This is a genomic window from Lactobacillus sp. W8093 (genome assembly GCF_016100925.1).
In the GTDB taxonomy this organism is placed as follows: domain Bacteria; phylum Bacillota; class Bacilli; order Lactobacillales; family Lactobacillaceae; genus Lactobacillus; species Lactobacillus helsingborgensis.
Map to the genome: position 1 here is coordinate 64,441 of NZ_JACFRL010000008.1, position 18,173 is coordinate 82,613.

The 18,173-nt window shown below is 35.8% G+C and carries 11 protein-coding genes and 1 pseudogene; all 12 read right to left on the minus strand.

Annotated features, from left to right (window positions below; genetic code table 11):
• Positions 1-7 precede the first annotated feature (7 nt).
• Positions 8-1,891, minus strand: coding sequence for a beta-glucoside-specific PTS transporter subunit IIABC (locus H3T47_RS06775; RefSeq protein ID WP_199282967.1), 1,884 nt, complete (start codon positions 1,889-1,891; stop codon positions 8-10).
• A complete protein-coding gene (locus H3T47_RS06780; RefSeq protein WP_199282968.1) occupies positions 1,869-2,741 on the minus strand; it encodes a PRD domain-containing protein in 873 nt (290 codons plus the stop codon). The genes H3T47_RS06775 and H3T47_RS06780 overlap by 23 nt, the downstream gene beginning before the upstream one ends.
• Positions 2,742-2,885: 144 nt before the next feature.
• Positions 2,886-4,310: a C69 family dipeptidase gene (locus H3T47_RS06785; protein WP_199282969.1), complete on the minus strand. Its 1,425-nt coding sequence runs from the start codon at positions 4,308-4,310 to the stop codon at positions 2,886-2,888.
• A gap of 28 nt (positions 4,311-4,338) precedes the next feature.
• Complete coding sequence (ftsY, locus tag H3T47_RS06790; RefSeq protein WP_038523060.1) at positions 4,339-5,553, minus strand: signal recognition particle-docking protein FtsY; 1,215 nt, start codon at positions 5,551-5,553, stop codon at positions 4,339-4,341.
• 2 nt (positions 5,554-5,555) lie between these two features.
• A complete protein-coding gene (smc, locus tag H3T47_RS06795; RefSeq protein WP_199282970.1) occupies positions 5,556-9,119 on the minus strand; it encodes a chromosome segregation protein SMC in 3,564 nt (1,187 codons plus the stop codon).
• 12 nt (positions 9,120-9,131) lie between these two features.
• Complete coding sequence (gene rnc, locus H3T47_RS06800) at positions 9,132-9,818, minus strand: ribonuclease III (RefSeq protein WP_199282971.1); 687 nt, start codon at positions 9,816-9,818, stop codon at positions 9,132-9,134.
• Positions 9,819-9,925: 107 nt separating this feature from the next.
• Entirely contained in the window at positions 9,926-11,695 is a 1,770-nt protein-coding gene (locus H3T47_RS06805) for an oligopeptide ABC transporter substrate-binding protein (protein ID WP_199282972.1), read from the minus strand.
• Positions 11,696-11,964: 269 nt separating this feature from the next.
• The gene (locus tag H3T47_RS06810; RefSeq protein ID WP_046327255.1) at positions 11,965-13,731 is read right to left on the minus strand and encodes an oligopeptide ABC transporter substrate-binding protein; all 1,767 of its coding nucleotides are present in this window, start codon (positions 13,729-13,731) and stop codon (positions 11,965-11,967) included.
• 193 nt (positions 13,732-13,924) lie between these two features.
• Positions 13,925-15,685: pseudogene (locus H3T47_RS06815) on the minus strand (oligopeptide ABC transporter substrate-binding protein).
• A 315-nt stretch (positions 15,686-16,000) separates the two neighbouring features.
• Positions 16,001-16,165 carry a hypothetical protein gene (locus tag H3T47_RS06820; protein ID WP_199282973.1) on the minus strand — a complete coding sequence of 55 codons (165 nt, stop codon included), beginning with the start codon at positions 16,163-16,165 and terminating at the stop codon, positions 16,001-16,003.
• 116 nt (positions 16,166-16,281) lie between these two features.
• Entirely contained in the window at positions 16,282-17,199 is a 918-nt protein-coding gene (locus H3T47_RS06825) for an ABC transporter permease (protein WP_046327256.1), read from the minus strand.
• Between the two features lie 14 nt (positions 17,200-17,213).
• Positions 17,214-18,173, minus strand: coding sequence for an oligopeptide ABC transporter permease (gene opp4B / locus H3T47_RS06830; RefSeq protein ID WP_187158875.1), 960 nt, complete (start codon positions 18,171-18,173; stop codon positions 17,214-17,216).

Genomic DNA, 18,173 nt, shown 5'->3' on the forward strand with positions numbered 1-18,173 from the left:
TTTTCTCCTAAACTAGTAACATAACGTTGTCGTTATCCGATACATTTTTCTTTGCTGCTTCTTTATCTATTATTGGTAACACTTGCAAAAAGTCCTTAGTATTGGTTACAACCATTAAAACCGTGGGATCATAGCCTGCTTTTTTTATTTCAGCAATATTAAATCTAATCAGCTCTTGTCCTTCTTTAACCTCGTCTCCCTTTTTGACAAATTGCTCAAAGCCGCGACCTTTTAATTCAACCGTATCTATGCCAATGTGAATTAGAACATCTGCGTTATTTTTTAAATGCAATCCAATCGCATGTTGACTTTCAAAAACGGCGCTAACTATTCCATCAGCAGGTGCAACAATTCGACCTTCTTCTGGTATTATGGCAATTCCTTTTCCCATTACGTTGCTTGAAAATGTCGGATCACTAACTTGTGTAATGTCTTCTAGTTTTCCTTTAACAGGTGCTTTTAAGTTAAAACTTGGATGACGTTGTGAATTAACCTTATCTTGTTTACTTTCTGCCTGCTCTGTCTGAACCGGGTCATCAAAGCCGATTAGCCAGGTAGCTATGAAAGTGACAATACTGGCAACTATCATAATAATGATTGCCTGAATGACAAAGTTTTCAGTCTTAGAAACCCACATTGGTAAACTTAAAATAGCGGGAGTAACATAAATGAATGCTTTTAACTTCAAGAAACTGGCTACTAAGCCGGCAATTGCTCCTCCAATCATTGCGCCATACATAGGCTTTTTTAGCTTAAGGTTGACACCAAATAATGCCGGTTCTGTTATACCACCTAAAAAAGCCGTCGCACTTGACGAAAGGGCAAGAGATTTTAACTTTTTATCTTTGCTTTTTAAGCCAACTGCAAGAGAGGCTGCCGCTTGTGAGATATTAGAACAAAGCGCAACGACACGAATAATCGGATCAAAACCCTGTTCTGCCACTAATTGAATACTAATAGGCGATAAAGCTTTATGAATACCAACTGAAACCAACCATGGATATGCGGCAGCTAAAATAGGAATTGCTATGAAGCCGGCATTATGAAATAACCACATTGAAATAAACGCAATACCTTGAGAAATCCAGTTTGAAAGTGGACCAATAAATAAAAATACTAAGGGAGCAGTAATTAACATCGTCAGCATTGGTTCCATGAAAACTTTAACCATACCTGGTGTGATTTTCCTAACAAACTTATAAATGTACGACATTATCCACACAGACAGAATTGCAGTGATTAAAGTCGAAGAATATTGAATTAGTGGCACTTGCAACCCTAAAAATTTAAATGGTTTATTTGCTGTTACGATGCCCACCCAATTAGGATTGACGGTAACTAAACCGATAAAGGCACCTAGCATACTATCCGTTTTAAATATTTTTGCGGCAGAAAAGCCTACATAAGCTGGAATGAAATAATATCCCGTATCAAAAATTAAATTTAAAAGTTGGTATGTTTGACTTTTATCAGACATTACATGGGTAATTGTCAAAATCAAGAGTAAAACCTTACCCATACCAGCACCCGCTAATAAAGGTATAGCAGGGGCAATTGAACCAGTGATCGCACTGATAATTGCATCAAAGATACTTACTTTTTTCTTCTCACCACTTGAATTTTTAGCATTAGATTGAGAGTCTTCCAGCTTAATATCACTTGCAAGTTGGTCGTATACTTCTCCCACATTATTTCCTATTACAAATTGGAATTGTCCCCCTTTTTGTATTACTTGCAGGACACCGTCAATCTTTTCGGCTTGTTTGGGATCTGCTTTTTGATCATTTTTTAAAACAAACCGCAGTCTAGTTGAACAGTGGACCACAGATTGAATATTATCTGCACCTCCAATTGCAGCTAAAATTTCTTTAATCATCTCTTCGTATTTCATTCTTTTTCTCCGTTTCTGAAGTTATTTTGTTTATGTGAATGGCTAAATACATTACTTCTTCGTTGCTAAGATCATAATTGTATGTCTTAGTGATATATTCTTTGATCTTCAAAGCACATTTATAAGCGGCAACATCACTGTTTTTTATGACTTCAAGAATTTCACTACTCAAGTCACCAAACGATTTTTTATCCTTTTGATAGACCATATATTTCCAAAAAAATTTTAAATGTATTACGAACCGGTTATAACTTAAAGATTGATAATCAATATTTATCTTAAAGTAATAACGAACTATTTTGGTAATTTCCTTAATAAAATCAACTGATTTCTTGAAATCACTAATATCGTTACCTAACTCTCCACTAATAATATGAACGGCGATAAAACCGGCTTCATCTTCTGGAAAATTTAACTTAAACTGCTTATTTAATAACTTTAAAGCCCAAATTCCATATCTATACTCTTTCGGATAATAATTCTGAATTTCCCACAGAAAACTATTGCTTAAATAAAGTCCCTTCTTTCCCCTTTCTACGCTGGTTGCCAAGTGATCAGTCAATGTAATATAAACACTGTCTGCGAGCTCTATCCCTTCTTCCTTTTTTAACCTATCAACAATTTTTTGTGCAATTTGAAAAAAGATGGGATCTGTTTCGTGAATCGTTTGCAATAAAACTTTTCTTTGTTCGTCACTTACCGGAGAGAAAATTTTATAAACTTTGTCTTTAGGAATGGTGTCCCCCACCTTTTTGCCAAAAGCAATTCCTTTTCCCAAGACAACAATTTCTGCCCCATTTTTATTAGTGGTCACTACTCCGCCGTTATTCAGTATTTTTTTAATAATCATTTTCATTCCCTTTTGACAAAAAAAGACTCACTCATCCTCAGATTAAGGATAAGTGAGTCTTGCGCCACATTGTAGCTAACAAATCCACTCTTATTCACTTGCCATATTAATAATATCGCTTTCATGAATTATGTTCAAGCTTTTTTAGAGATTTTCATCCATATTAAAGGTTAATTTAGACATATTGATTGAGTCAATCATCATTTGTGCCCACAATTTTTCTGACCGTTTGCGAGTATAAACCACTGTTTCTTGATTAGCCTTAGTCAAATATGAAGTCAATTCAGCACCAGTTTTGCCTTGAGCTTGAGCAATCACATCTTCTACACGCCTGCGATAATATTGGTTAAGTTCATTTAAATAGTCAGTATCTAATTGTACGAATTGTGGGTAATGACTTTCTACTAAAACAGCCAAAGATTTATAATACCACCAAGCATCATCAAGATTATATTCCATAGAAGTATTGTTGTATGAAGGATCAGTGTCATTCATATTGGCAAAAAATGGCACAAAAGGTGTGAATGTAGGTCCGCCGATACATAACCACATGATTGCAGCCTTATCACTTTCAACATCGTTTCTTATCTGTAAAATATGTGAATTTTGCGTTCTATTCAATCCTATAGGACGGAAACGATGTTTTTCTTCTTCTGTTCCTTTGCCAAAGGGATCATAAGGTGTGTTTTGGTAATGGCTACCAAGCACAAATTCAATGTCTTCTCTGGTAATTTTCTTAGCTGCTCGACGAATAAATGGCAAGTCTCCGTCAGTAGGATCTTGCTCAATTTCAGGGTTAAAATATTTTTGACCATACCACACGCGGTTAGTATTATAAAATCGATCTTGCTGACTATAGGTACCAAAAATATGACGGAAATTCCAACCCTGGTGATCAACGTTTAAATGATGTTGCGCCACAAACTCTTGAATGCCTTCACTCCACATAAAGTTGTCTGAATCATCAAAGTCCACTTGTTCAATTGATACACGGTTAGCAGCTATGGCATAAGCATCATCTGGAATACGCTGTGCCACCCAATGATGACCGGTAACGATTTCCATGTACCAAATTTCATCCTTATCACCAAAAAGGACTGAATTACCTGCTGGTGAGCCATATTTGGCAATTAGCTTACCTAAATATTCAACACCATTTTTGGCGGAGTGAATATAAGGTAAAACAACAGACTGCATACAATCCTCATCAAGACCGTCTTTTACTAGTGGATCAAAAGCAAGCGCACGTTCATTACCGTATGTTGATTCAGTACATGACATTGCCACGTTTTCTTTATTAATACCACTTTCATCGTAATATCCACGGTTTTTGTAATCAACATTTGGTACAGCGGGAACAGCTTGAGCATTTTCAGGTAAGTCTAGTTCAAACTTATTCAACCAAGACTTAATTTTACGACCAGATTCATTTTTAGCAGCAGGTCTGATAATAAACTTTTGCGGTGTAATGGGACGAAAAGTATCATCATTACGAGCAATCATGGTTGAACCATCAATCGAAGCTTTTTTGCCAACTAATATAGTAGTACATGCACTGTATTCTTTCATTAATATCTCCCCTTGAAATTGTTTTATATTAAATTAAATCATGAAATAGACCCACTGCATAGTTTGCAGCATCAAAATCGGCTAGATCGCTAGGTTTTTCGCCTAAACCAACTAATTTAACCGGTAGTTTCATTTCGTTTCTGATCGCTAAAACCACTCCCCCTTTAGACGAGCCGTCCAACTTGGTTAAGACCAATCCAGTAAGTTTAGTCGTTTTATCAAAATCTTTAGCTTGTAAAAGCGCATTTTGACCAGTTGAGCCATCCAAAACTAATAAGGTTTCTGTCGGTTCAGCAGGTGCCTGCTTCTTAATAGTACGCTCGATTTTTTCAAGCTCACTCATTAAATTCTTTTTATTTTGCAGGCGTCCTGCAGTATCCACCAACAAATAATCATAATTTTCTTTTAGGGCTTTATCGGTTGCGTCGTAAACTACTGAAGCGGGATCAGCCTGCTGCTGTCCCGTAACAACCGGCACACCAACTTTTTCGCCCCATTGTTCGAGTTGCTCAACAGCTCCTGCTCTAAAAGTATCAGCTGCTGCTAAGAGAACAGATTTGCCTTGGTCTTTGAAACGTTTCGCCAATTTGCCAATCGTGGTGGTTTTACCAGCACCGTTGACACCTACAAAAAGATAGATGTTAGGTTTGCCATCATTATGTACTTTAAGCTTTTCGTTTTCAGAATTACCATTTTCGTCATAAAGATTAACTAATTTTTCTACTATGACTTTCTTCAAATCATCACGAGATTTTGCTTTTTGTAATTTTGCCTCATCTCGCAACTCATCAGTTAATTCTTCAGCTGTTTCATAACCGACATCGGATTCTATCAGTAACTCTTCCAGATCATCAAAAAAATCTTCATCAACTGTACGAAATTGAGCAAAAAACCGATTTAGCCTTGCGCCAAAGCCTTGGTTTGTTTTTTCTAAACCCTTTTCGTATAATTCAGTTTCATTCGTGACCTCTTTTGCATCTGACTCACTCTCACCCCGCGATTCACTAGATGAAGACTCACTCTCACTGTCTTCGCTTTTTGTGGTAGCAGTTGCATCCTTTTCTTCTTGTGCTGAATCATCACTTAATTCTGAACCATTTTTTGTCTCTTTGTCTAGTGGAGTTTGATCTCTATCCTGCCCTTCTTTTGAGGCCTCTTTTTCAGTCTGCTTTTTTTCTTCTGCAGTATTCTTTTCTTCATCTTCGCCAAATAAAGACTTTTTAATTTTATCAAATAATCCCAATTTTATTTCACCTCATTTTTTAATTCTTTTAAAGAAACAGACAATACTTGTGATACACCCGATTCTTGCATCACCACGCCGTATAACTGATCTGCTCTTTCCATTGTTCCCCGTCTATGTGTTATCACAATGAATTGCGTGTGCATATCATATCTTTCCAAAAATTGGGCAAAACGAGTAACGTTGGCATCGTCTAGTGCTGCTTCGACTTCATCAAGTACGCAAAATGGTACTGGTTTAACTTTAAGCATAGCAAACAATAACGTGATGGCAGTTAAAGCTCTTTCTCCACCCGAAAGCAAGCTCAACTTTTGCAGCTTCTTTCCTGGTGGTTGGGCAATAATTTCAATTCCGGTTGCAAGTAAATCTTCAGGTGCGGTTAACACCAGTTTGGCATTGCCACCACCAAATACTACCGGAAATAAATCTGAAAAACTCTCTGCCACAGCATTAAATGTTTTGCTAAAACGATTGCAGACTTCTTGGTCCAACTCTGACATTGATTTTTCCAAATTATCCCGACCTTTTAACAAGTCGTTTTGTTGTCCATTGAGAAAATCATAGCGTTTTTTAACATTCTCATATTCTTCAATAGATTTCAAATTAACTGGACCAATATCTTCTAAGGACATACGATGTAATTTGACATCCCGCTCCAGTTGCGTCCTATTTTCTTTGTTATTGGTAGTTTTTGCCTGCTCAAGTGCAGCTTCATATGTTAACGAGTAGTCCTCACTTAGTCTAGTGAGTCGCTGGTCAATTTTACTGTTAAATTGTGCAATTGCCACAGAAAATCTTTCTTGTTCAGCAGCAGCATCTTTACGTAAGTCATAGTTACGGCTTGCTACCTGATCAAGCTGATTGATCTTGGCATCAAATCGACCCAATTTTGAGCTTAATGTATTCAGTTGCTTTTGTAAATCTTGCCTTTGTGTTTCACTCTTAGTTTTTTCAGTTTCATACTTGGTCTTGTTTTCATGATCAAGATTACTGTTTTGCTCAAGACCGCGTAATTTTTCTGTTAAGACGGTAACTTGCTTTTGCTGCCGCCCTAGTTCACGTTTTTTCTCGGCTTCCTGATTAGCGAAGTTTTCCAGTTTATTGGCATAAACGGCGATTTGGGGGTCAAGTTGACCTAATTTATCTTGCACTTGCTCATTTAATGTGGAGAAGTTCTTGATTTTATTTTGCAGATCAGCAATCAAACCTTTTTGAGTGATTATTTCCTTTTCAAAAGTTGCTTTTTTGGCAGTAGCTGATTCTAATGCCTCTTTGGTGGAGGCAATTTCTTTATTTCTTTCTTGTTCCTGATGCTCAAATAATTTGTTTGCTTCTTTCAGTCTGTTAACTTCTTTTTCTTGATTTTGATAAGAAAGAACGGCTTCTCCCAAGTCACGACTTAGTTGCTGTTTTTCTTCCTGTTTCTGTGCTATTTCTTTTAACAGGTTATTTTCTTGAGCGTCTATTTTGTTAAATTGTTCTTCTTCACCAGCAATTTTGCTGCATATTTCTTTAATAGCTGCCTGCAACTTGTTAATTTCAGCAACTGTCTGCAGAGGCGAATTGCTTTTTTGATTGCGAGTACCGCCAGTCATGGATCCACCTGGTGAAATGACATCACCATCAAGTGTGACTATGCGGTAGCGGACAACGCGCTGCCTAATTGTCATAGCACTTTCAATAGTATCAACGACTATAGTACTACCTAGCAAATAATTAATGGCAGAGTTGATATCTACTCCTGGAATACTGGCAACTAATTCACTCGCTATACCTTGATAACCTTCAAAAGCTGATATAATTTTGACAGTTGAAGGCGGTATTGTATATTCTCTAAGGCCATCTAATGGTAAAAAAGTTGCTCGTCCTGCTCCCCGTTTTTTGAGCTTATTAATTGCATCCCGGGCGTCAGTTTTTGTTTTGGTAACTAGGTCTTGCACACCGCTACCTAATGCAGTTGCCATAGCTGCTTCAAACTTAGCTGGAAAAGAAATTAATTCGCCTACGGCACCAATTACCCCTGGATAATCTGCCAAATTATTGAGAACGTTCTTAACACCATAATAGTAGCCTTCATGACGTTTGCGAATATTTTCTAAAGCATCATTACGCGCTTTTAACTGGTTGTATTGCTGCTTGTGACTTTCTAAAGCTTGTTTAACAGCAGATAGACTTTTTTGCTTTTCTGTTTGTTTTTTAGTGAGACCTTCTAATTCTGTTTTTTCAGACTGATATTTTTCCTTCAGTCTCTTGCCTTCATCTCTTAAACGTTTTAGTTCATCAGTCTCATTTGCAAGTTGTTGGGCGACATCTGTAGTTTGATACTGGCTACCATCCGATATTTTCTTCAACTCAGACTTAAGATAAACTATTTCATTGTTATTTGAAGTTTGATCTTGCAACAGTTGAATGTAATCAGTTCTCATTTTTTCAAGACGGGCATTTAATTCGTCTGGATTATCTTTTAGCTGTTGCGCAAGTTCAGCTCGCTTTTCTTGCAACCTTTTTTGCTTTTCAAGCAAATCGTCTTCTTGTTCTCTTAAAGATAAGCAATCTGTTTTTAAAGTGGTAATTTGTTTTTCTAGTTCTTCTAGTTCAGACTGATACTCTTTTTTGGTTGCTTCACTGTATTGCTTGCTCTGCTCAACAACTTGCAGATTAGTATTGATATCAGAAAGTTTCTTTGTCAAAGCCAGCAAATTTTGTTGAATTTGCTCTCGTTGAGTATTTAATTTTTTATACTCTTCCCTTTTAGAGGTAACAGCATTTTGAGACTCTTTTACTTCACGGTCAAGTTTTGACAAAAGAACTTGGTTTTGATCAGCCTTTTCCTGTTCTGCTTGTTTTTGCTTATCTAGGTCCTGTATCTCAAAAGCTAGCAAAGCTTTTAGTTTCTCATCTAAACCTTTTTTCTGAAATTGGTATTCCTTAGCTAAAGAACTTTGTTCATGAAGTGGTTCAATTCGTTGCTCCAATTCCTTAACTAAATCGTTTATCCTAATTAAATTTTCAGTCGTTTGCTTAAGTTGAACCGCTGCTTCTTCTTTTTGTTTTTTAAAATGCAAAACTCCTGCTGCTTCTTCAAATAATGACCGGCGATCTTCCGGTCTGGAATTGAGGATTTGGTCCACTCGACCTTGAGATATAATAGCAAGACTGTCTTGAGAAATACCAGAATCTAAAAACAATGCGCGAACATCTTTTTGTCTGACGTTTCTCTTGTTGATTAAGTATTCGTTATCTCCTGAGCGCAAAATTCGGCGGGTCACGACTACTTTATCATCTTTAAAGTTCAGCTCACGCTTTTTATTGTCAAAAATTAGGGAAACTTCTGCATGATTAGCGGGTTTACGAAATTCACTGCCGGCAAATATCACGTCTTTCATATTTGAACCCCGTAATGATTTAGCGCTGGATTCACCCATAACCCAGCGAATTGCCTCAGTGATATTACTTTTGCCACTACCGTTAGGACCAACTATACCAGTAATACCGGTATCAAATTGTATCTTTGTTTTTTCTGCAAAAGATTTGAACCCGTCAATTATCAACTCTGTAAGTGGCACACACTCATCTCCTTAATTGAGTTTAGACAAGGCAAACTTGGCAGCTTCCTGTTCCGCAGCCTTCTTATTATGCCCTTGTCCTTGAGACATTATCTTACCATTAACTACCAATTGAACCGTAAAGCTTGAGGGCATTTGTTCCTCTTTTAAAACCTCATACTCAATTTTAACAGGGCCATCCTGTTGTAAGAACTCCTGTAAATCGGTCTTGTAATCGCGTGAAGCATCAAATTTGCCCGCATCAATTAGCGGATAGACAGTCAAACTCAAAAAATGTTCGACAGCTTCCATGCCTTGATCAAGAAAAAGCGCACCGTTAAATGCTTCAAAAACATCTTCTAAAAGTGTCTTACGTGAGCGCGCACCTGCTTTTTCCTCACCATGACCCAGATTAATTTCCGCTGGAAAACCGAATTTTTGGGCAAACTCTGCGAAGCCTTCTGTATCTACAATATTAGAACGCATTCTGGTTAACTCACCCTCATTTAAACTAGTGAAGTTGCGGTAAAGATAATCAGAAATTGCTAACTCAAGAACAGCGTCTCCCAAAAACTCTAGTTTTTCGTAATCACGAATTCCCTCTTCTGGATGTTCGTTAGCATAAGACGAATGGGTAAACGCTTCCTCTAATAACTTTGGATTATTAAATTTAATTTTATATTTTGCATATAGACGATTAATAAATTTAGTACTAACCATTTTGTCATCCCCTTAATACAATGATTATACCAGTTTTTACTAGTAAAAAAGAAAACTATTGTCTCTAATAACAATAGTTTTCTCAACATTAGTTTTTAAGCCTTAGTTTATTTCGCATAGACAACTTTATACCATAATGGGTGGCCATTGTTCATTTCACTAGGACGTAAAGAATAGCCAGTTAAATCCTTATTAATGGCATCTATTTGGTAAGAATTGTACGTTGGAATAACATAAGCTTCATCAATCATGTACTTTTGCCATTCATGGAATTTTGCAACTCTGTAATCATGATTAAATGATTTTTGTGAATCCATTTCTTTAATCAATTTGGTATTTTCAGAAGTAACAAAACGAGAATAATTTGACATAGTTCCGGCACTGTACATTTGCGCTTGCGAAGGTTCACTTGAAAGCGACCAACCTGCCATAAAAATATCTATACCTGGTGCATCATGCTGAACTTTATCATAAAATGAATTAAATTCTGTCAAACGACCGCCAACAAGTTTTACGTTTAACCCAATTTTTTCCCATTGTTGGATATAATTTTGCATAATAGGTTGCTGAATCGAATCCCCCGATTTTGCTAAAAGATTGATTTGAAGGGGCTTACCATTTGGTTTTGTTCTCCATTTACCGTTCTTCTTATAGCCTGCCTTATCTAATATTTGATTGGCCTTTTTAAGGTTATATGAATAGCCAGCTACATCTTTATTAAAATAATCACCAAATTCAGCTGGAACTAAAGTCGGTACTTGAAAACTCAAGCCATCGGTATAATGCTTATATACAGTGTCTGTATTCATAGAATAGGCCATTGCTTGCCGCAGCGCCTTATCGCCCATTTTGGCATTAGGATTCATAACATTTTTTGATTTCTTAGCATCCCATTTTCCTACCTTAAATGCCATATAATTATAGGCTAAAGGAATTTCTGCCACAAAATTAACCCCACTTGTGTCCTTGACTTCTTTCCACTGACTATTTACAACTCTTGCAATATCAAATTTATGGTTCTTGATTGATTGAGATGCTGAATTAGGTGAAACCACTTGATAAATAATTTTATCTAATTTGGGTTGACCACGCCAATAATATTTATTTGGTGTCCACGTTACGGATTGGCCCTGAACAATCTTTTGCACCTTATATGGACCAAAAAATAAAGGCTTTTTCCTAATTTGGTAAGATGATTCAAGTTTAGCAAAAGGGATATTTTTTAAATAGTGGTATGGGGCAGCAGCTTCCCAAATGTAACCGTTACCGCTATAATACATTCCCGGCTTCAACTCTTTACAATGCAAAACCACTTTGCGACCCTCAGGTCCATCCGGCATTTCTATACCAGAAATAACATCAGTTTTCCCCTCATGATATTCTTTCATACCATTAATAATATTAAATTGAGATGAATATCTTTGTGATTTTGTAGCTTTATTAGCAATAATTTCATAAGCAAACTCAATATCCTTGGCAGATACCTGTTTACCATCTGACCATTTAACCCCTTTTTTGATAACGATAGTCACGGTTCTTGCTTTACGATCCAATCTCAACCTCGCAGGACCTTCATCATTAATCTTATAATGATCATCTGTATCAAACAATGATTCTTGGCCAGGACTTGAAACATCTGCATCAGTCTGACTCATTTGTAATTCTTCATTAAATATACCGGTAAAAGGCGTATCTGTTTCTTCAGCAACCCTAATAGTGCCACCTTTTTTTGCAGTTTTAACAGGCGTTTGTACCGCAAATTTTTTAGTCGAATTCTTATTTTCGGTTTTACTGCCTTCATTTTTTCCACAGGCAGCTAAAGTCAAAACTGCTGCTGTTATAACACCCATAGAAGCCAAAGCTTTTCTTGTTTTCATAATACGAATCTCCTTAATTGATAAAGTTAAAGGTATTTTGGAAGCAAGTTAACAGATATAAATATTAGCATTTAGCATGAAATTTGCAATACTATGTTAAGCTAAAGCATAAACAAATTAAAATTTTTAGTTTTAATTTTGCGTAATATGATATCTTGATTAATTGTTCAATAATTAAATTTTTAGAGAACAAAAAAACAGATAAAATGCTTTAATGCGAATTTTATCTGTTTTTATTGTATATAAACTATATTTTTAATTAAATAATACTATTTTACATAACCCAACTTAAAGTAAACGGTGTTGCTGTCAGAAGGCTTTAATGAATAATTTGTCAGCTTCTTGTTAACAGCAGTCACTGAGTATGAATTCGTAGTTGGAATGACAAATGCTTGATCAAACATATACTTCTGCCACTCGTGGAACTTTTGCACACGATATTTATGGTCAAAAGCTTTTTGTGAATCCATTTCCTCAAGTAGTTTCGTATTTTCAGGTGTCGCAAATCTCTCATAATTAAATGGTGAACCTTCGCTATAAAGTCCTTGAGGTGATGGCTCGGAAGAAAGGTTCCAGCCAGCTTCAAACATATCAACTGCTGGATCATCGTTATGAACTTTATCGTAGAATGAGTTACCCTCAGTTAATCTTCCTCCGACTAAACTAACATTTAAACCAATTTTATGCCATTGTTGTAGATAGTTTTGAATAATTGGCTCTTGGGTGGCACCACCACTCATAGCCAAAAACTTGATTTTAAGAGGTTTGCCGTTTGGTTGAACACGCCATTTGCCCTTCTTTTTGTATCCAGCTTTATCTAGGATTTGGTTGGCCTTTTTTAAATTATAAGTGTAACCTTTAATGTCCTTATTAAAGTAATCACCAAATTGTGCCGGAATAAGAGTTGGCACATGGAATGATATACCGTGAGTATAGTGCTTAGTTACTTCATCAACATTCATAGCATAAGCAATGGCTTGACGTAAAGCCTTATTATTCATCTTTGATTTATGGTTCATCACTACTTTATTGGTCTTCGAGTCAAATTTACCCAATTTGAAACCAACATACCAATATCCTAACCCAATTCTGGCTACAAAGTTAACGCCTTTGGTATTTTTAACCTGTGTCCATTGGGAACTTACAACACTCGAAATATCAAATTTGTGACTTTTAATCGCTTGCGAACTTGAATTAGAAGATACTACCTGAAATACTATCTTATCTAGTTTTGGTTTACCACGCCAATAATATTTATTTGGTGTCCAGGTTGCCGCTTGACCACGAACAAGTTTAGTTAACTTATAAGGTCCAAAGTACAAAGGCTTCTTTCTAACTTTATCAGACTCCATTAACTTGTTAAAAGGCACATCTTTCAGGTAATGATACGGCTCTGCACTTTCCCAGAAGTAGTCATTACCGCTATTTGTCATACCAGGTTTTAATTGAGTAAAGTGCAAGATTACTTTTCTACCATTTTCACCATCAGGCATTTCAATTCCTGAAATGGTCTTTGCTTTACCTTCATGGTAGTCTTTCATTCCCTTAATATTCTCAAGCTGGCTTGAATATCTTTGCGACTTAGTTCCCTTATTAGCTAAAATCTCGTATGGGTATTCAACATCTTTAGCTGTCACTTGCTTCCCATCAGACCACTTGACGCCTTTTTTAACGACAATAGTCACAGTTTTGTTTTTACGGTCAAGCTTAATCGTGGCAGGACCTTTATCATTGAAACGAAATTGATCGTCTGTATCAAACAGAGATTCATTTCCTGGTCCTGAAACTTCGTAGTCTGTTGAAACCGTATATAATTCATTTGAAAAAATCCCAGTAAATGGGGAATTACTTAGTAAAGCAATTTTGACTGTTCCACCTTGTTTAGCTTCCTTCTTTGGCACGGCTTCAGGGAACTTGCTAGCTGTCTTAGCTCCTTCATTACTGTTATTGTTATTATTACTCTTACCACAGGCTACTAGAGTTAAAGCTGCAGCAGATAATAACCCTATAGAACCTAGAAACTTTCCTTTTTTCATAAATTCTCTTCACTTTCTTAAATTATTATTTCTGAACTGGAACAAGTTAATAATTTTATAATAACACGTTAAATTAAATTTGCAAGTTGAATATTAATCTTGTTTTAATTAGTTTTATATTTGTGTATATCAAAAATAATTTAATGACTTTTTATTATAACTACTTTTGTCAACACAACAACATTTCAAATTACTAGGCATAACCAACTTGATACCAGAGACTGTTACTTTGCGATGGTCTCTTAGAATAACCGGTTAATGCACTATTAACAGAGGTAATTTCATAGGAATTGCTCAAAGGTATGACATAGGCTTCATCAAACATGTACTGTTGCCATTTGTGAAATTGCTCCACACGATATTTATGATTAAAAGACTTTTGAGAATCTAATGAATTCATCAGTTTAGTATTTTCTGGTGTAGCAAAGCGACTATAGTTGGATGGTGCACCAACATCATATAATGCAGCAGGTGAAGGCTCGCTTGATAAGTTCCAGCCAGCAATAAACATATCGACTTCAGGAGCATCATGTTGAACTTTGTCATAAAAAGCATTAAATTCTGTCATCCTATTGCCAACTAATTCAACATCTAAGCCAATTTTATGCCACTGTTGAATATAGTTTTGAACAATTGGCTCATCCATAGGAGTACGGCTTTTTGCCAAAAGGTTGATTTTAAGTGGTTTACCATTTGGTTGAACACGCCATTTACCTTTTTTCTTGTAACCGGCTTTATCCAAAATTTGACTAGCTTTTTTTAGATCATAATTATAACCCTTAATATCTTTATTATAGTAATCACCAAATTGTGCGGGAATTAATGTAGGAACGTGGAAAGTTAATCCATTGGTATAATGCTTTGAAACTTGTTTAACATTCATTGCATAGCCAATTGCTTGTCTTAGAGACTTGTTTGCCATCTTAGAATTCTTGTTCATGACATTTTTATTTGTTTTAGCATCCCATTTACCTACTTTTATACCTAAATAATCATATGCTAACGGAATCTTAGCTACAAAATTGACTTTTTTAGTATTTTTAATATCCTTCCAGTAAATATTAATGACATCTATCACATCGAATTTGTGGCTCTTTATCGCCTGTGTGGCTGACTTAGTAGATACAACCTGACAGACAATCTTATCTAATTTAGGTTTTCCTCTCCAATAATATTTATTGGGAGTCCAAGTTGCTGATTGTCCTCGCACCAATTTGGATAATTTGTAAGAACCAAAATAAAGCGGCTTTTTTCTAATTTTGTCAGATGATTGTAATTTACTGAACGGAACATCTTTCAAATAATGATAGGGAGCAGCTGCCTCCCAAAAGTAGCCATTACCACTGTTAGTCATACCCGGCTTAAGTTCCGAATAATGCAAAACCATCTTTCTACCAGATTCACCATCCGGCATTTCTATTCCAGAAATTGTTTTGGCTTTCCCTTCATGAAAAGCTTTCATCCCTTTGATAAATTCAAATTGACTAGTATATCTTTCTGTCTTAGTCGCTTTTGATGCCATAATTTCATAGGAGTATTCCATATCTTTGGCAGTGACTTGCTTACCATCAGACCACTTTACGCCCTTTTTGACTGTAATCCTAACCGTTTTATCTTTTTGATTAATTCTTAAAGTAGCTGGACCTTAGTCGTTAATTCTATAATTATCATCTGTGTCAAAAAGAGATTCATCTGCTGGCCGAGCAACATTAGCGTCAATTTGCGTCATGGAAATTTCATCACTAAAAATCCCAGTAAAAGGTGAATCGGTTTCAATCGCAATTTTTACAGTTCCACCCTGCTTTACTGCTTTTTTCGGCACTGTTTGAGAAAACTTGTTGGCAGTCTTTGCATCATTACTATTACTTTTGTTATTATCTTTACCACATGCTACTAAAGTCAATGCTGCAGCACTGATTAATCCTACAGAACCAAATATTCTTGATTTTTTCATTTTCATAACTCCTTTTATTTATTTATGAAGTTGTAAAACAAACTTATTATTAAATTTATTAAATAATAGCACATAATATTAAAATTTCAATATAATACTTTTATTTATATAATTATTTATTATTTTTAAGCTAATGTTTAAGCGAAAAATGACAAAAATATGGATAATCTTAATTAATACTGCGGATTAAATAATTAGTTTTCATATTCTTAAGATATAGCAAAGTTACTAAGTAGTGATAATTCTTCTCTTTATATATTTTACTAAAAATATAAAACCTGATATTGTTTATACAACATCAGGTTTTTAGATTATCTAGCACCTTATTGGTGCAATATAAGGTAGTGGTTTAGCTCCAGGTTTTTTCTTAGAAAACTGGTTTGTATTTGTAGTGGTTGCATTAAAAGCAGCCTGAACAGTAGAAAAACCAAGCCCAGCAATAACAGAAATACTTAGGACGATTTTTACTGCTTTTTTCACTTTGAGTCCCCCCTTCTTCACATTTATTTAATTAAATTATAATTATCTTATTAAAATTGTCAACATAAAAAAGCATTTTTGTTTAAACCAAAAATGCTTTTTAAAATGAATATCTCTTAATTTTCTCTTTGTCTTGCGTCACCTGCTCTTTGCAGTGCCCGACCAACATAATTTATACTTAGCGAGATTGCCAGCAACAGAACCGTAGCAGGAACCCATAGCCACGGCCGACTAACAACGTTAGTCGGATCATTGGCAAAACCGATCAATGTACCAAGAGACGGAACAGTAGAAGGAAGTCCGTAATTAATAAATGATAGGGTGGTTTCAATACCAATATTTCCAGCAATTGTTAAAACGACATCAATAATTAACATCGAACCAATATTGGGTAAAACTTCCCGAAACATAATCTTGATATCAGATGATCCAGAAGTTTTGGAAGCTAAAACATAGTCCCTTTCTCTTTGAGAAAGGACAAAGGCCCTAAAATATCTAGCGGTTCCAGTCCAACCAAAAATTGAAATTATCCAAACCAAAGTTACAGAGCTATAGTGAGGAATAACTGTAACCAGTACAATTTCAATAGGCATAGCTGGTAAAACTTGAACAAAATCTACAATTCTCATTATGACAGCATCAATATAACCACCATAATAGCCAGAAACTAGACCTACAATCAGACCCACAGTTTCACAAACGAGGGTCACTCCCAATCCAATTAAAATTGAGTTACGACCACCCATAATTAGAAGTTGTAATATGTCACGGCCCCCATCATCAGTGCCGAGAAAGTGCCCGCTAGTACCCCAGCTGATATAAGCATCAAGGATTTTCGTTTCAGTTACTTGATCAGAGTGCAAAAATAGTGAACCACCAAACGTAAATAGAAATATTATGACAATCACTATAAATGCAGTTAGAGCTACTTTGTCTTTAACAACTTCTCTTGCAATTACTTTAAAACTTGAAGCAGGAGAAGAAACTTGCTGTTTTTCTTCTTTAGCAGAAGCGTCTTTTTCTTTCTTAAACATTGTTTCTTCCTCCCTTATTTTATCCTAATCCTTGGATCAACTATACTCATGATAATATCAGAAAGTAGGTTGCCCAGAAGTGTTAATATACCAAAAATCAAAATTAAAGCTGTAAGTGTAGTGTAATCACGTTGGTCTATTGAATCCAAGAAAAGTTTACCCATACCAGGATAACTAAACACTGTTTCAATAATCATGGACCCACCTAGTAAACCAGTGATCACAGTCCCAAATGAAGAAGCTATAGGTAAAAGTGAATTGCGCAGAATATGTTTATTAAATACGACATTTTCTGGAACACCCTTACTATGCGCCGTACGGACATAATCTTCAACCTTATTATCAACAATCCCTGTTCTCAAGTACTGGACAATACCAGTAGTTGTTATCAAGGCACTCAAGATAGCAGGTAAAATCATATGATAAAGTTGACTGCCTAGTGTCCCCCAAAAACCAGAAGCATTAGGAGAAACAGACCCTGAAATGGGGAACCAGCCTAAAGTAAAACCAAACAGCCAAATTCCTAAAATGTAGAAAACAAAGCCTGGAATAGCAAATGTCACATAATTAAATATTTGTACTGCCTGATCCTGCCATTCATCTTGATGACGTCCAGCAATGACACCCAGAGGAATAGAAATAGAATAACTAATAATTGTTGTTAATAAAGATAGCCAAAAAGTATTAACTGCCCGATCTGCAATTAACGATGTTACTGGTACATGCTGAATATAGCTGGTCCCCAAGTCGCCTCTAAATAAATTGCTTACCCAGCGACCATATTGTACTGGTGCTGGATCATATAAACCTGCTGCCCTCTTCAAAGCTTCTATCTGCTTAGGGTCAGTATTTGGATTTATTTGACCACTAAATGGATCACCTGGCATCATTTTTGCCAAGAAGAAGACCAAAATACTTAAAATGATTATTTGCGGAATCATAACTAAAATTCTTCTTAAAACTGTTTTCCACAT

Coding starts and splice junctions, on each gene's coding strand:
- H3T47_RS06805 (WP_199282972.1), bottom strand. CDS start 11,695: ATGAAAACAAGAAAAGCTTTGGCTTCTATGGGTGTTATAACAGCAGCA.
- H3T47_RS06825 (WP_046327256.1), bottom strand. CDS start 17,199: ATGTTTAAGAAAGAAAAAGACGCTTCTGCTAAAGAAGAAAAACAGCAA.
- H3T47_RS06775 (WP_199282967.1), bottom strand. CDS start 1,891: ATGAAATACGAAGAGATGATTAAAGAAATTTTAGCTGCAATTGGAGGT.
- H3T47_RS06785 (WP_199282969.1), bottom strand. CDS start 4,310: ATGAAAGAATACAGTGCATGTACTACTATATTAGTTGGCAAAAAAGCT.
- rnc (WP_199282971.1), bottom strand. CDS start 9,818: ATGGTTAGTACTAAATTTATTAATCGTCTATATGCAAAATATAAAATT.
- H3T47_RS06810 (WP_046327255.1), bottom strand. CDS start 13,731: ATGAAAAAAGGAAAGTTTCTAGGTTCTATAGGGTTATTATCTGCTGCA.
- H3T47_RS06780 (WP_199282968.1), bottom strand. CDS start 2,741: ATGATTATTAAAAAAATACTGAATAACGGCGGAGTAGTGACCACTAAT.
- opp4B (WP_187158875.1), bottom strand. CDS start 18,173: ATGTGGAAAACAGTTTTAAGAAGAATTTTAGTTATGATTCCGCAAATA.